The sequence below is a fragment of the Winogradskyella forsetii genome, from assembly GCF_013394595.1.
In the GTDB taxonomy this organism is placed as follows: domain Bacteria; phylum Bacteroidota; class Bacteroidia; order Flavobacteriales; family Flavobacteriaceae; genus Winogradskyella; species Winogradskyella forsetii.
Genome location: NZ_CP053348.1, coordinates 1,883,694 through 1,899,775 on the forward strand (window position 1 = coordinate 1,883,694; position 16,082 = coordinate 1,899,775).

The following is a 16,082-nucleotide window of genomic DNA, read 5'->3' on the forward strand; positions in this document are numbered from 1 at the left end:
CACTTTTTAGATTAATAATTATGAGGCTTAATAAATGAAGTGAATTTCTGAAATTACGTTAGAATAACAACTAAACTATCAAAAATGTTGAACTTTGATGTTGTTTTATTGTTAAATTCTATAACAAGCAATAAATATTCTTGATCTATTCTATTTTAAATTGAATACTATTTATTTTTTAGGCGTCGTACCATATCCGTATCCATAGCCATAGCCTTTACCTCCAATTTTTACACCATTTAGCAACATGGCCATTTTTGGTAGCCTATTTTCTTCATATAGAGGTTGAGCCACATGTACTAATTGCCTTTTATCAATATTATCAGCACTAACGACATAAATAAACATGTCAGCATATTTTGAGATTAACAGAGTGTCACTTACTAGACCAACAGCAGATGTGTCCACTATAATATAATCGTACTTTTTATCAAAATATTTGAATAAATCGCCAACTCTGTCATTCATTAAAAGTTCAGATGGATTTGGTGGAATCGTACCAGATGGTACAATATCTAAATATGGATTGTCTTCAGTTTTTATAATGATATCCTGTGGTTTAATGGATTTGTCTGCAATATAATCTGTTAAACCTTTTTCAACTATTTCTTTTCTGTTCAAATAATCCAAAATTTTAGGAACTCTAATGTCAGACTCTATTAAAAGCACAGATTTTTCTGAGTATGAAATTGACATGGCTAAATTGGTACTTGTATGCGATTTTCCCTCTTGCGAAGTCGTAGAGGTGACAAACAGTTTTTTGGAATTATCAGCGGTTTTATTAAGCATAAAATCGATGTTAGATCTCAAGATTCTAAATGCTTCTGCTTTAGGAGAGTAATCTACTTTACTTACCAATTTCTGTTTTTTATTCGTTTTTGGAATATCCCCTAAATATGGAATGTCTAGAATCTTAACTAAATCTTCTTTTTTATGAATTTTGTTATCTAATAAGCTCAGAAAATAAATGCCGCCTATAGGCAATGCCAATCCAAATAATATAGCACCTAAATAGGTTATCATTGGATTTGGTGATATGGGAACAAATGAAGAATAACCTTTATCTATTGTTTTTGCATTAGGGGAAAACATCCCTAATCTTATTGCGGACTCTTCCCTTTTTTGTAATAGAAAGAGATAGAGTGATTCCTTAATTCCTTGTTGACGCTCTATATTTCTGAATTGACGCTCCTTTGTTGGTGCATTATATAACTGACCTCTGATTCGGGCTTCCTCTCTATTGAGATTGTTTAAGGTTATCTTACTGGATCTTTCCATGTTATCCAAAGAATTTGAAAGATTATCTTTCAGAGCATCAATCTGATTATTAAGATTTATGACTATAGGATTTTGTTCACTGGAATTTTTCAGGAGTCTATCGCGTTGGGCAACTAATTCGTTATGAGTTTTCGTTACTTGGGAAATATTTGCATCAGATATAATGTTTGGAGGTAATAAATCTGAGCTTTTATTCTTTTCACTTATCTCATTTTTTAAATAACCAATAAGTTCTATGGTATTGGCCGTGGTGTTAATTTTATTTTCTGTAGCCTTTTCGCTTTCTAAGTATAAATTTGCTTGAGAACTTAAAGCAGTAAGTTTATTTTGTTTTTGTAGTTGTTCTGCGGTAAAATCGACTTCCTGTAATTCTTTAGAAACTGCTTTAAGTCTGGTGTCGATAAAGTCTGAGGTCACTTGAATTACGGATTCTTTGTCTAAAATTACATCGTTATTGTATTCTCTTATTACTTGATTTAGAATGTCAATAGCTCTATCAGGAATATTATCACTTAATTCCAGTTTTAATACACTAGACCCCGTTTCTGATGAAATTTTTAATCGTCTTTGGTAGCGACTTACTAATCTTCGAACAGAAATCAGGGAAACCCTTAAATTGCTGCCAACCACAGGGGCATGTTTTCCGATATTTGGGACGACAACCATATCTCCAAAACCAGTTTTTATTCTATCCCCAAAGTTATAGGGCTTACCTTGGGATTCGTCTCTGTCTAAGAGTGATTTTCCATTGTCTTTAAACATTAAAAATTTTGAAGCTGAAACTACCTTAATATAAAGGGTAGTATCCGCTTTGTGTATTACAGAATCACCAGCGAAGAAATTTAGTTTCAAAGGAGGGTTTTTATAAATCTCCAATTCCTTAATCTGGCCTTGTGAATAATATTCTATGTTAAGATTTAGTTTTTTTATGACGTTAGTCATTAACGATCTTGATTGAATAACCTCTATTTCGTCAATAATCTGGTTCGAGCCATTAGCAAATAAACCCTTACTAGAAACGTCTTCTAAACTTGGTAATTTTTGAGATTGTTTCTCATCCTTAATTTTTATAGTGGCGTTGGCCTTATATTGAGATGTTTCATATCTTAAAAAAGTGAATGCTAAAAATATGGCTATAATTAAGCTTAAAGAAATTATCTTCCAATAAGATAAAATTAATTCAAATTGCTCTTTTAATTCGTTATTAGCTAATTTAGAATTGCTTTTCATAAACGTTTACTATTATTAAAATCTAAATTTATTTTACTAAGAAAACGGCGATAATTGTGGTAAGTGTCCCAATAGCCGATATTAATACACCGTTGTTTTGATTAAATGTGGAAGATCTGATTTTTGCTTTATTGGGTTCTACGTAAATAACATCGTTTTGCTGTAAGTAATAAAAAGGCGAATTTACTGTGTTTATAGAAGTTAGGTCAATATTTGCAAATTTCTTTTTTCCATCGACTTCCCTAATTAGCAAAACGTTTTTTCGTTTACCAAATATGGTTAGATCATTAGCATACCCAAGAGCTTCTAAAAGCGTTATGCTTTCGTCCTGTATAGTAAAAGTTCCCGGATTTGCAACTTCACCTATGACAGTGATTGTAAAATTTGCCAATCTAACATTAATTATTGGGTCATTAACCATAACTTTAATACGTTCTAGAAGTAATGCTGTTAAATCTGTGCGTGTCAATCCTTCAACTTTAATAGTTCCTAATACAGGGAATTCAATATTACCATTATAGTCTACCAAGTAGGTTTGTTGTTGCGTCGAACTTCTAGCGGTTATTAAATCGTTTGTATTATTCGACACCGTTGGTAGATTAAATGGTCTTACGGTTTCTGGATCTAGAGCAGAAACATTTATGGTTAATATATCGTCTGGTTTATATGTTAATTGTAATGGTTCGGTAGTTAACTGCCCATCTTCAAGTGCCTCATCTTGAAAATAAACTATTTTTTTTCTTGATGCACATGAGGAAGCGGTAATAATCGCTAATATCGAAATAATAAGAATACGTATTTTCATTGGAGTTAATTTATAGGTTAAAAAGGGCTTATTTTTTTTGATCTAAAACTTCGTAAGTAGAGTTGTTAGAAATATATTCAGGTATTAAAAATTTTATCGAAGATACAATTTCTAATGGCTGTGTTAAAGAGTTTATAGTGGTGAGTTTATTAATTTGTTTTTCTACATTGCTAATATCTACATGTCTCGATTTAGCAATCATTATTTTCTCATGGTACGTTTTCTTGGTGTTCTCTCCATCAGCCAAAAGCTCTTCATAAATTTTTTCCCCAGGTCTTAAACCTGTGATTTTAATATCTATGTCTTCAGGATAGCGTAAACCGGAAAGAATAATCATATTGGTAGCCAAATTGAAAATCTTTATAGGTTCTCCCATGTCAAAGACATAAATTTCTCCACCATTACCCATGGCAGCAGCTTCAAGAACTAGCTGACAGGCTTCTGGAATAGTCATGAAATAGCGTGTTATATCTTTATGTGTTACAGTTAATGGGCCTCCTTTTTCAATTTGCTTTTTAAATAATGGAATTACAGAACCATTCGATCCTAAAACATTACCAAATCTTGTAGTGATAAACTTTGTACTTCCCTTTCCTTTCAGACAAGTGGCATAAAGCTCCGCAATACGCTTAGTCGCTCCCATGACGTTTGTTGGGTTTACGGCTTTATCTGTAGAGATTAGCACAAATTTATCAACACTATGCTTTACGGCTATATCGGCTACATTTTTAGTGCCTCCAATATTTACACTAACAGCTTCAAAAGGATTGTTTTCCATCAATGGAACGTGCTTATATGCGGCTGCGTGAAAGACAATTTTTGGCTTGTATAGGTTGAATATTTGGTCTATTCTAGTTCTATTGCGCACATCAGCAACAATGGCATCAATATTCTCTAAACCTTGTTGTTTAAATTCTTGTTGAATATCATAAAGTGCAGACTCAGCATTATCTACGAGGATTAATTTTTTATAATTATACAAGCTCACTTTTCTACAGATTTCACTTCCTATAGATCCAGCAGCTCCAGTAATGATGATGACTTTGTTATCGTATTGTTCTTCTAAATCTGGGTTTTTGATGTTGATAGGATCTCTTCCTAAAAGATCCTCAATTTTAACTTCTTTTATTTGGCCTACGCTTAAATCGCCATCAATCCAACTTTGAACAGGAGGAACAATCTTCACTTTAAGTCCAAGTGAAAAAAGACTACCTGTAATTTGTAGCAATCTTGTAGGATCTATATTTTGAATTGAAATTATAACCTCTTCAACCTTGTGCTTTTCAATGAAATCTTCATCAATAGAATCAATACTATAGACATTTAATAGGTTTATTTTCTTACCTATTTTACGTTCATCATCATCAATAAAACCGACAACTTCGACGCCATTTTTGGTGTCATTTCTAATGGCATCATAGGTTAACATTCCTGAATTACCCGCGCCAAATATTAAAACATTGGAAATAGATTGAAAATCTTGTGTGATATGGTTATAAAGGGATTTTATAAATAGTTTCGCTCCAATGAGGAATAAAATGTTCAGCAATAAATGAATATAGATTATAGAGCCCGATATATTCAAAATACTCGATTCACCGAGATATCGTCTACTTAAAAATGTACAACATATAAGGATAGTTGCCAATATGTTCGCTCCAATGATGAGATTAACGATATCCTTAAATCCTGTAAATCTAACAACACCTTTGTAAGAGCCTACAGCTATGAGGCTAATGGCTGAAACGGCAACAACATAAGGGATTTGTTTAAAAAGTGTAAAAAAGTCGAATTCAATTACGAAGTTGAATCGAATTAAATACGCCATAAAAAACGTTGCGACGATGATCGCTATATCAAATAAAAGCACTAGCCATTTAGAGGCATATTTCTGCGATATTTTATTTAAAAATTTAACAATCATGATACAAAATACGTATTTATTGCGGAAACAACCCTATCTAATTCAGCATCAGTTAAATTGGATCCACTAGGCAAACATAAGCCTTTTTCAAATAACTCGTCCGAAACACCATTGAGATACCGTGGAGCACCTTTGAATACGGGTTGTTGATGCATTGGTTTCCAAAGCGGTCTTGACTCAATATTTTCTTTTTCTAGGGCCAGTCTTAATCCTTCTCGTGTACTTTTAGAATCTAAAAGAATACAAGATAACCAACGGTTTGAGAAAAAACCATTTGGTTCTTTTAAAAATGTGATTTTGTTATTGTTTTTAAAGGCATTAAAATAAAATTCATGATTAGAACGGCGTTTAGCTACATGACTATCTAAAATGGTCATTTGTCCACGACCAATACCTGCAACGATATTAGACATTCTATAATTATAGCCGATATGTGAGTGTAAATAATGTGGAGCATTGTCTCTAGCTTGTGTAGCTAAGAAAACGGCTTTTTCCTTATTTTCTATAGTTTTTGTAACAATAGCACCTCCTCCTGAAGTGGTTATAATTTTGTTACCATTAAATGATAATATTGAAAAATCCCCAAAAGTTCCGCATTTTTTTTCTTTATAGCGACTTCCCAAGGATTCTGCACTGTCTTCTATAATTGGAATATCGTATCGAGATGCCACTTCATTGATTTCATCAACTTTATATGGCATGCCATATAAATGAACTGCGATAATGGCTTTTGGTTTCGTTCCGTTTGCCATTCTATCTTTAATAGCAATTTCTAATTGTTGAGGACAAATATTCCAAGTGTCTCTTTCGCTATCTACAAATATAGGAGTAGCGCCTTGGTATACTATTGGGTTAGCTGAAGCAGAAAATGTTTTACTCTGGCAGATCACTTCATCTCCATGTTTAACTCCTAACAAAATAAGACTTAAATGTAGGGCAGAAGTGCCAGATGCTAAAGCGGCAACATGTATGTTATTGTTAAGATAAGATTGTAAATCGCTTTCAAATCCATTAACATTCGGACCTAAAGGGGCTACCCAATTAGAATCGAAAGCTTCTTTTATGTAAGATTGTTCATTACCACTCATGTGTGGTGATGATAGCCATATTTTAGGTTTCATAAGTAAAATTGTTAAGTAATGATAAAAATTACTATTCAATTTCATGTCATATAGAGGGATCTGGGACACGATCAAATTATGGGATAAATATGCGGCATTATGTTGGAACACCCCAAATTAAAACGTTTAAATGTAAATATTTACGTTGATAACGGTAATCAATTGTAAAATAAATTCCTTTTTAGAGCTTTGGTTAGTTTTTCTCATGGTTATTAATAACAGCATTCAATATAGTTATTAATCTTCTGTACTAGTAATGAAAGATTATTCCTTCAATTAAAGTAAGGGTAAATTTAAATTATAACTTAGTTTTCGGTTATATACCGTAACTTTAATAAGGATAATTTATTCTATCTTATATTTGTCAGCCCATAAAGAAATTGGAGAACTAAACCCATCGCATGAATATCTTAATTACTTCCGCAGGTCGCAGAGTATCACTTGTAAGATCATTTCAAAAAGAATTGAAAAAGGCCAGCCTTGAGAGTAAAGTATTTGCCACAGATTCTAGTCCTGAATTATCTGCAGCTTGTCAGGTTGCAGATGGATACTTTGAAGTACCTACATTAGATCACCCAGATTATATATCCATACTAATAGATTATTGCAAAAAGCATGATATCGTTTTGTTGATACCAACTATAGATACTGAATTGCAAACGCTAGCAAATTATAAAGAGCGGTTTGCTAGTGAAGAGATCACAGTTGTTGTTTCTTCCGCTGATTTTGTATCAAAATGCCGGGATAAAAGGATTATTCATCGATTTTTTGAATCACAAAATGTCAATGTGGCTAAAGAATATGCTAAAGACGATTACCAATTACCACTTTTTATTAAACCAACGGATGGTAGTAGGAGTGTCGATACCTACATTATTAGGTCCAAAGAGGATTTGACTGAATATCATTTTAGTAATGACAAATTAATGTTCTTGGAGTATTTAGATCATGATGAGTACGATGAATTTACATGCGATTTATATTATGGAAAAGACCATAGTTTGAAATGCGTTGTACCAAGAAAAAGAGTAGAAGTGCGAGATGGCGAAGTGTATAAAGCTTTGACAGTCAGAAATATTTTAGTATCTTACTTAAAGAAAAACTTAAGTTTTATTGATGGCGCTGTTGGATGTCTTACTGCCCAGTTTTTTTTACATAGAACTGATGAAGAAAAGATTTTTGCGATTGAGATCAATCCTAGATTTGGAGGTGGTTATCCACTAACTTATTTGTCTGGAGCAAATTATTCTAAATGGATCATAGAAGAATATATGCTAGATCAATCGATAGCAGAACAATTTGATGTATGGGAAAGTGATTTATTAATGATTAGATATGATGATGAAATATTAGTGCATGGATATAAAGGTTAATGATCAAACTGTTATCGTTTTCGACTTAGATGATACATTATATAATGAGCTGGATTATCTAACATCTGCATATAAGTCTATTGCGGTACATTTTGAACCTGAGGATTGGAAACCGCTGTATTCTAAAATGTTTTCATTATACAGAAGTAGGGTTAATGTTTTTGAATTTATTGTAAATACCTACACAATAGAGATGGGTTTCTTAATAGAGATGTATAGAAGCCACCATCCAAACATCCAATTGTTCGATGGTGTTTTAGACGTATTTGAAGCTATAAAAGCCAAAGGTGGAAAAATAGGGATAATCACAGATGGTCGTTCTAAAACCCAACGAGCGAAGCTTGAGAGTTTGAATATTTTAAAATACCTTGATAAGATCATTATATCCGAAGAAATAGGTTCTGAAAAACCTAGCGTAGAGAATTTTAAAGCGATTCAAAAAGCTCTACCAGCATCCGAATATTATTATATAGCTGATAATTTAAAGAAAGATTTTGTTGCACCTAATGTCTTAGGTTGGAACACTGTGGCATTGATAGACAATGGTAAGAATATTCATTGTGATGCGCATAAATATTTGGATAATGCCCACCAACCTCAACAATTCATTATTGTATATAATGAAATAAATATTATTTAAATGCTATAAAATTTAGATATTACGCTCCTTTGTGCCTGTGAATATAGGCATGTCGTCATTATCAGAATTATTGACATCTTTTCTACTGATAACCTTGTCTATGGTTTTAAAAATTATTTTCAAATCCAATAAGAAAGATTGGTTATCTACATAGTATACATCAAACTCAAACTTTTCTTCCCAGCTAATCGCATTTCTACCGTTAACTTGTGCCCAACCTGTAATACCAGGTATAACTTCGTGTCTTCTATTTTGTCGTTTGTTATAAAGTGGCAAATACTTAGGCAAAAGCGGGCGCGGACCCACTAGGCTCATATCGCCTTTTAAAATATTAATCAACTGAGGAATTTCATCCAAAGAGTATTTTCTACAAAAGTTACCCATCTTAGTAATGCGATAAATTACAGGCAATAGATTACCGTCTTTATCCGTTTTATCGTTCATGGTTTTTAACTTAATAATGGTAAAGAGCCTCCCGTTTATACCAGTTCGCGTTTGATAGAAAAAGGGTTTTCCATTATTGGAAATCGCCAATACAATAATTAATGTCAGCAATAGTGGAGAAACAATTATGAGTCCTACCAAAGCTGCTAAAAAATCAAAAAAACGTTTTATACTTAGGTATAGTTCCATGTGATGAAATTATAGGTGGATAATATTTATGATTGCTGCAGAACATAGTTGATTATATCTATTAAATCTTTATTTATAATATCAACATCAAAACGTTCTTCTGCATATTTTCTACTGTTTATGCCCATTTCTCTTATTTTTTTTGGATTGGTTATAAAATATTCCATTGGTTTAATAAGGGCTTCAAGATTTTGAGGTTCGATTAGGAAACCATTTATCCCTTCTTTGACTGATTCCCTGCAGCCAACAGAATCTGTTGTTATAATTGGGTTGCCACATGCACAAGCTTCTAAAGTAGTTCTTGGTAAGCCCTCTCTGTAATAACTTGGTAGTACAAAAACATCTCTTTTGTGAAGGTGCTCTTCAATATTTCTTTGTTTACCATGAAATACAATTATGCCTTCTTTATGCAATTCGTTTATTTCATTTTCACTAATGGCAGAAGGGGAGGTTTCTGTTGCACCAATTAAATGAAATTCTGCTTGGGGATACTTCGCTTTCAAAATTTTGGCAGCTTCCATGTATAAAGCGATTCCTTTTTCCTTAATCAATCTCGCCACCAAAAGAAAACTGACTTTATCTGAAGTATTTTTTTCTTGAAATGAAAATTGATTAAGATTAACACCAGAACCACTCACAAAGGCTACGCTCTGTTCCTTGGAAATAATATTGCGATCCAAGAATAATTGATGGTCATCTTTATTTTGAAAAACGATCACCTTATTCTTTCGAATTGATAATTTATACAAGGTTTCATTAAACCGCTGTAATAATCTGGCCTTAGTAGATAAACCTGTGAAGGCATAGCCTAAGCCCGTAATTAATGAAACCACTGGCACGTTGCATTGGTTTGCGGCAATCGAACTATAAATAACAGGTTTTACGGTATATGGAAATACTAAATCTATATTATTGTCTTTAATTAATCCTTTTAATTCGCTAATAGAGGTCATATCCTTAAAGGGGTTGAGACCAGTTCTATTTAAATTAAATTGTAATGGTGTAGCTCCAAGTGAAACAAGTTTAGAACGAATATTGCTAGGATGGTCTGGTGCTGCTGCAAAAACCATATATCCATTATCCACTAAACTCTTAATAAAATCTCCTCTAAAATTTATTAATGAAGCAGATAGTGATGCTACAATCATTATGTTTTTATTATCCATCTCTTATTCATTATGTTTAAGGAAATTATATTTGTACCATTTTTGAAAGCAGTAATAAGACCATACTCTAAAGGTGCTATCTTTTTTACTGTCCAAATGATCTTTTACTAATTTTGTTATTACTTCTACGTTAAAGATGCCCTGTGATTTAAGCAATTCTGGCTCTATGTAACCCTCGAGTTCTTTTCTGAGACTTTGTCTTAGCCAATCTCCTGTTGGGCTACCAAATCCACTTTTCCCTTTTTCTAAAAATTCATCAGGAAACTGATCTCTAAAGGCTTCTTTTAAAATGTGTTTTTTGTTCCAACCTTTCATTAAATAGTTTTCTGGTAGCGTATTGGTAAACTCCCATAAATCCCTATTTAGAAATGGAGCTCTACATTCTAGAGAAGTCAGCATACTGGTTCGATCCACTTTTGCCAGCATACCACCTTCTAGACTTAATATTTTATCTACAAGTCTAAAATCTGTAAGGGTTTCTGTCTTTTGCTTTCCAAGTACTTCTTTATATTCTTGGAAAACATTGGCATCAAAATAATCAGGAGACATTATTTCGGCCAATTGATTACTTGTGTTTGCTAAAGAAATAATATCCCAATAGAAAGCACCATCATAATCTATAGCATTTAGTAATTTATTAATTTGAAATTTTCTTCCACGAGAATCATCCTTGTCAATCAGATATTTGTTACTAAGACCGGCAATAGTTTTATGAAGGGCTTTTGGTACCATACTAGAGTACCTTTTGTTCATTTTTCCAATATAGTATTTATTATAACCACCAAATACTTCGTCGCCACCATCACCAGTTAATGCAACCGTTACGTGTTCTCTTGTCTTTTCGGAGAGTAGGTGTGTAGGTAAGGCTGCCGTATCTGAAAAAGGTTCATCAAAATTGACTAAAATTTCGTGAATATTATTTTTAAGATCGTCTTCATCTATAATGAACTCATGATGATTACTATTTAATAGTTTAGCAACCACCCTCGATTTATCGGTCTCATCATACGATGCTTTTTTAAATCCGATAGAAAATGTATCGATTTTCTTATCCGTGGTTTGTGCTAAACAGAGTGAAATAATTGAAGAATCTACACCACCAGATAAAAATGTTCCTAAACCAACATCTGCAATAGAACGGCTATCTACACTTTTATAAACTAAATCTTTGGTTTTTGCTTTTGCATCGTCAAAAGAAATATCAATAGTTTTCGGTATTGGTTCAGCGTTTATTTTATTTATAGTTGTATTATGTGAGGCTAAATCATATTCAATATAATGATTAGCTTCTAACTTTAAAATGTTTTCATATATGGTATGTGGTGCAGGAATATAAGTCAATCTAAAATAAAGATTCAATCCTTTTTTCGAAATGTTGGGTGTAAAATCAATAGTATTTATGATAGACTTTAATTCTGAAGCCCAAATAAATTCCTTATCCGTATGTATGTAATACAAGGGTTTTTCGCCAAAAAAATCACGAGCAATAAATAGCTTATTGATATTTTTATCATAAATGCTAAAACCGTACATGCCATCTAACCACTGAAAAGATTCTACTCCATATTTTTCGTAAGCTTTCAGTATAACTTCAGTATCACTCGATGTTTTGAAAGAGACACCTTCTGCTTCTAACTTTGCCTTTAATACCTTATAATTATAGATTTCTCCATTAAAAACTATAACGATTTGTTTATCATCTGAAAAAATAGGTTGCTTACCAGAAGATAAATCTATAATAGATAGTCTTCGCATTCCCATACCAACGGTAAATTGGTCGTTTTCTTCAGAAAATAGACCATCTTCATCTGGACCTCTGTGAATAATTAAATTATTCATAGTATTAAGGATAGACGATATTTCGTCCTTATTTCGATTGGTTTTAGCTATAATGCCGTTAATTCCACACATACTTTAATTCGTTTTTCTAATCCTATTAATCCATTTCAATTATTAGATCTGTATATTGTTTCAAAATATGATTTTTTTCATAAATCATAATTCGTTTTTTGCCATGGTTTTTGCAATCCTCTAAATAATTTTTATTATTAACAAAATAATTAATTCCTTTAGCCATTAGATTAACATTTTTAATAGGAACTAGAATTCCATAATCAGTGATCATTAAATCATCCTTAGCTGATTCCAATTCCATTATTTCATCTGGTCCTGACTTGCAATTAGTTGTTAATATAGGAAGTTTACATGCCATAGCTTCTAATATTACATTAGGAAATCCTTCATGGTTTGATCCAAAGATAAATATGTCTGCGGACTTTAGATATTTATAAGGGTTGGCATCAAAGCCCATTAAAAAAACTTGCTCTCCAACATTTAACTTTTTTATAAGTTCCTCAAGTTCATCCTGCATGTCTCCTACACCAAAAATATACAATCTTAATAACGGGTTGTTTAGTTTGTGAATCGCCTCAATGAGCATTATATGGTTTTTGCCAACATCCAAGCGTCCTAGAGTAATCATGTTGAATTTATTCTTATCAAAAAACGAGTCTATAGGTTCAATCTTATATATCTTTTCCAAATCAATAGGGTTGTGAACAACTTCCATAATTTTAGGAGGTACTCCAAAATTATCAATTAGGTCTTTGGCATTGCCTATAGAATTACCAATTATCATATCCGACTTTTTATATAATAATCGAATCATCGTTTTATTAAAACTAGATTGAAAACCCTTGTAGCTATACTGTAGCGTAGGAAAAGCTAATTCATTTGCTATCGTTTTAAATTTGTAACGCGTTAATTTACTGGCAATAATATTAATAAAATTGGGTCTGGTTAAAAGGCTTACACTATGGGTAATCTTTAATTTTTTTAATAATTTGGCGTATTTATAAGCAAGAAAAGGAATTTTTAATGCTTTAATTATACCATTTTCGTTTGCTTCTGATTTTTCTAAATAATGAATTGGTAATCCTTCAGGTAATTCATATTTAATAATAGTATTCATTAAGATCAAATGAACGTCTATATTATGTTTAGTGCAATAAGATAATATATAAGAACACTGTCTTTCGGCTCCTCCGCCAGATAATGAGTAAATTAAAAAACCTAATTTCATACTAATCTTATTACTTTATTATATTGATGAATAAGTCTTCATACTGTTGAAGAATTACATCTTTATTAAACTTTTTGTTTACAGATTCCCTGACATCAATTGGATTCCATTGACGAGTATCCTTCAATTTTTCAATATAATCTTCTTCATTTTCAACCATATAACCATTTATACCATCTTCAATGATTTCTTTAGTACCGCCAGGAACATTAAATGCCAAGACAGGTGTTCCTACAGAACAAGATTCAATTAAGCAATTTGGAAAACCTTCGAAATAAGAACCTTGCAGAAAAAAATCACTTTTAGCAAGGTATTTTGAAACCTCCTTGGTAAAATTGATATGTGTAATTTTATCTGTTAAGCCAAATTGCTCTATTAAAGAAAAAATAGTGTCTTTCTCACTGCCATTGCCAATTATTGTGTAGTGAAATGGAAAATCAAGTTTCGATAGGATTTTTAAAATCCTCTCATAGCCTTTTTCTTTGCTTAATCTTCCTACGGTAATATATTGAATGGGGTTGTTTTTGGTTTTTTGCTCTTTTAATTTAAAACTGTCTGTAATAGGATTGTTAATTACAATCATTTTTTCAGCACTTATATTGTAACTGTCTTTTATGTCATCTAGCATATCTTGAGATTGACATATAATCTTATCAAAGCGATTAAATCGTTTATTCCCTATAAAAGAAAGAGGGTTAAATTCCTTTGTTTTAAAAAAATCAGTGTCCAAACTAAGCACGGTAACTTCCCTGGATATAAATTTTGTTTTAGGAAAAAAGACAGACATGTATGCCGTAACTGTATTAAGATGACCAACAGCACTTACTAATATGTCTGGTTTGTTTTTTCTAACATATTTAAACAGTGAGGTAACGCCATCCAAAACTCTGGCTTTTTCTAAGAAGACGAGTTTTATATCTTTTACATCGTAAGAGGCATCTTTTGAATAACCTACTATTAGTAAAGTAACTTCAAACTTTTCTGGATCAATATTTTGAGCAATGTAAGAAAACACGCGTTCTGCACCACCTGGTAGAAGATTGGGAAGCGCAAATGTGATATTAATTTTTCTTGTTTTCATAACACTTATTATTTATTCTATTTTTATTAACCAATAATTTACTTTTAAAACAGCTTGGATATAATTTATTCTAAGATATTGTTTATATATCCTTCTGTTGGGTTTTCCTTTGCTATAATTTTCGCAGGGTTACCAATAACTAAAGACTTATCGGGAACATCAAAATTCACAAAAGAATTGGGCGCTATTAATACATTATTTCCTATAGTTATTTTGCCAGCAATCACAGAACCTGTACCAATCCATACATTATTTCCTAAAGTAGGACAACCCTTATTTTTACCTCTATTTGCTTGACCTATTGTAGTTAAATGAGAGATATTGCAATGCTTTCCAATTATAGCATCTTTGTTAATTACGATTGTGCCAAAATGCCCAATATAAAAACCTTCTCCAATTGAAGTTGAAACAGGGATTTGAAACCCATATTTGTAGCTTAGTCTTTTTACAATAAGACCAAAGTAAATTCCTAATAAAGAGAATCTTTTGTATTTCGATGCTTTACGTAGGTAGTACATATAATGAAAACCTGGATTTCTTTTTCCTTTATATATTTTTGTTAAGCCACCGTAGCGGAATAGATCTGCTTTGATTATTTCTTTCATTTTTTTAATTTATCGATTACACAAATTGATTGAAATTACGTCTGAACATTAAAATATAACTGCTGTTGTGATACATGCCATCTATCAATACTAAATTATTTGCATAAAATGGATTTTATCTTAATAAATGTTTAAAATGCCATCCTATATTAAATATAAATCTCAACGTTATATTTGGAAGTTCGCGTAAGTAATCTTGCTTTTTAAAATTTAAATAATGTGCGGCTCTCAAAAGTGTATACGTTCGTTTTAAAAAGTATGTTGGTTTTTTTAAAAAATAATCTTTTGAGAACCAATTGATAACAGATAATGAATAGACAGCCATACCAAAAGAATTCTTTTCGTGATCTCTATTAGACAATCTGTTATGGGTATCGAGATAATAGATTCTTAAGACTTCATTAATGTATAATGTCTCATAACCTAGGCTAGAGATAAATTCCCAGATTAAACCTTCAGGAATAAGTCCTTTTGCAAACATATCTGGATTTATTTTTATTCTTTTCAATATTTCGGTCTTTGTGAATCCCCATCTTTCCATAACAACAGGATGATAAAGGTTTTGTCTAAACGTGCTACTGTAATAGGGGTACTCCGGAAATTTTTCTCCAATCACTTGTCCTGATTCGTCTATGCACATTGCAGTAATGCCACTAATCATCTTCTTTTTATTTTCAGGAATAGAATCATAAGAATCACTAAAAACCTCTAAGGCATTTTCTACACATTCGTCGTCAGAATCTAATATGATTAAAAATTCACCTTGGGCTAGATCTATGGCTTGAAAGTAACAAGCCATTTTATGTTGGTTTTTGGCATTATTAATATAATTGACCTTGAATTTGGCAGTTTTTAAAAGTTCCAATATCGTTTGGTGGGAATTGTCAGTAGAACCATCATTGATCAATATCAATTCGAAGTCCGTGAAGGTTTGACTATTCAATGAATCAAAAACACGATGAATAGTATCTGCTCTATTATACACTGGAGTGAAAATAGAAAATCTATACTCGGAATTTTCTATAATGTCTTCAGTATTGAATGTTGGTATAAAATCAATAAAATTCATAATACGTTGGTTTTTAATATTTTAATTTCTAAATAATTTTAAATAAGATTATTTAGTTTTTTTAACCTATATCCA

Annotated in this window: 13 protein-coding genes; 2 read left to right on the plus strand and 11 right to left on the minus strand. The window is 31.8% G+C overall.

Going from position 1 to position 16,082, the window contains the following annotated elements:
• Nucleotides 1–171: 171 nt before the first annotated feature.
• The 4 genes from HM987_RS08210 to HM987_RS08225 are packed head-to-tail and all read right to left on the minus strand — an operon-like array spanning nucleotide 172 to nucleotide 6,358.
• On the minus strand, nucleotides 172–2,508 hold the full coding sequence (locus HM987_RS08210; RefSeq protein ID WP_179006894.1) for a GumC family protein: 2,337 nt from the start codon (nucleotides 2,506–2,508) through the stop codon (nucleotides 172–174).
• 28 nt (nucleotides 2,509–2,536) lie between these two features.
• Complete coding sequence (locus tag HM987_RS08215; RefSeq protein WP_179006896.1) at nucleotides 2,537–3,313, minus strand: polysaccharide biosynthesis/export family protein; 777 nt, start codon at nucleotides 3,311–3,313, stop codon at nucleotides 2,537–2,539.
• A gap of 28 nt (nucleotides 3,314–3,341) precedes the next feature.
• Nucleotides 3,342–5,237 (minus strand): polysaccharide biosynthesis protein, encoded by a 1,896-nt coding sequence (locus HM987_RS08220; RefSeq protein WP_179006898.1) that lies wholly within the window; start codon nucleotides 5,235–5,237, stop codon nucleotides 3,342–3,344.
• Complete coding sequence (locus tag HM987_RS08225; protein WP_179006900.1) at nucleotides 5,234–6,358, minus strand: DegT/DnrJ/EryC1/StrS family aminotransferase; 1,125 nt, start codon at nucleotides 6,356–6,358, stop codon at nucleotides 5,234–5,236. The genes HM987_RS08220 and HM987_RS08225 overlap by 4 nt, the downstream gene beginning before the upstream one ends.
• Nucleotides 6,359–6,759: 401 nt before the next feature.
• Here HM987_RS08225 and HM987_RS08230 point away from each other — a divergent pair, with 401 nt between their 5' ends.
• Together HM987_RS08230 and HM987_RS08235 are read left to right on the plus strand one after the other, a co-directional pair.
• A complete protein-coding gene (locus HM987_RS08230; protein WP_179006902.1) occupies nucleotides 6,760–7,731 on the plus strand; it encodes an ATP-grasp domain-containing protein in 972 nt (323 codons plus the stop codon).
• Nucleotides 7,715–8,371, plus strand: a complete 657-nt coding sequence (locus HM987_RS08235; RefSeq protein ID WP_179006904.1) for an HAD family hydrolase — start codon at nucleotides 7,715–7,717, stop codon at nucleotides 8,369–8,371. The genes HM987_RS08230 and HM987_RS08235 overlap by 17 nt, the downstream gene beginning before the upstream one ends.
• Nucleotides 8,372–8,383: 12 nt before the next feature.
• Here the strand turns inward: HM987_RS08235 and HM987_RS08240 are convergent, their stop codons facing one another.
• The 7 genes from HM987_RS08240 to HM987_RS08270 all read right to left on the minus strand — a co-directional run bounded on the left by HM987_RS08240 (nucleotide 8,384) and on the right by HM987_RS08270 (nucleotide 16,007).
• Nucleotides 8,384–9,004, minus strand: a complete 621-nt coding sequence (locus HM987_RS08240) for a sugar transferase (RefSeq protein WP_179006906.1) — start codon at nucleotides 9,002–9,004, stop codon at nucleotides 8,384–8,386.
• Nucleotides 9,005–9,030: 26 nt separating this feature from the next.
• Nucleotides 9,031–10,170, minus strand: coding sequence for a glycosyltransferase family 4 protein (locus HM987_RS08245; protein WP_179006907.1), 1,140 nt, complete (start codon nucleotides 10,168–10,170; stop codon nucleotides 9,031–9,033).
• A 3-nt stretch (nucleotides 10,171–10,173) separates the two neighbouring features.
• Nucleotides 10,174–12,081, minus strand: a complete 1,908-nt coding sequence (asnB, locus tag HM987_RS08250; RefSeq protein WP_179006909.1) for an asparagine synthase (glutamine-hydrolyzing) — start codon at nucleotides 12,079–12,081, stop codon at nucleotides 10,174–10,176.
• Nucleotides 12,082–12,106: 25 nt separating this feature from the next.
• Nucleotides 12,107–13,252, minus strand: a complete 1,146-nt coding sequence (locus HM987_RS08255; RefSeq protein WP_179006912.1) for a glycosyltransferase — start codon at nucleotides 13,250–13,252, stop codon at nucleotides 12,107–12,109.
• Nucleotides 13,253–13,262: 10 nt separating this feature from the next.
• Nucleotides 13,263–14,333, minus strand: a complete 1,071-nt coding sequence (locus HM987_RS08260; RefSeq protein WP_179006915.1) for a glycosyltransferase — start codon at nucleotides 14,331–14,333, stop codon at nucleotides 13,263–13,265.
• A gap of 65 nt (nucleotides 14,334–14,398) precedes the next feature.
• Complete coding sequence (locus HM987_RS08265) at nucleotides 14,399–14,938, minus strand: serine O-acetyltransferase (protein WP_178988428.1); 540 nt, start codon at nucleotides 14,936–14,938, stop codon at nucleotides 14,399–14,401.
• Between the two features lie 115 nt (nucleotides 14,939–15,053).
• Nucleotides 15,054–16,007, minus strand: a complete 954-nt coding sequence (locus HM987_RS08270; RefSeq protein WP_179006917.1) for a glycosyltransferase family 2 protein — start codon at nucleotides 16,005–16,007, stop codon at nucleotides 15,054–15,056.
• Nucleotides 16,008–16,082: the final 75 nt, after the last annotated feature.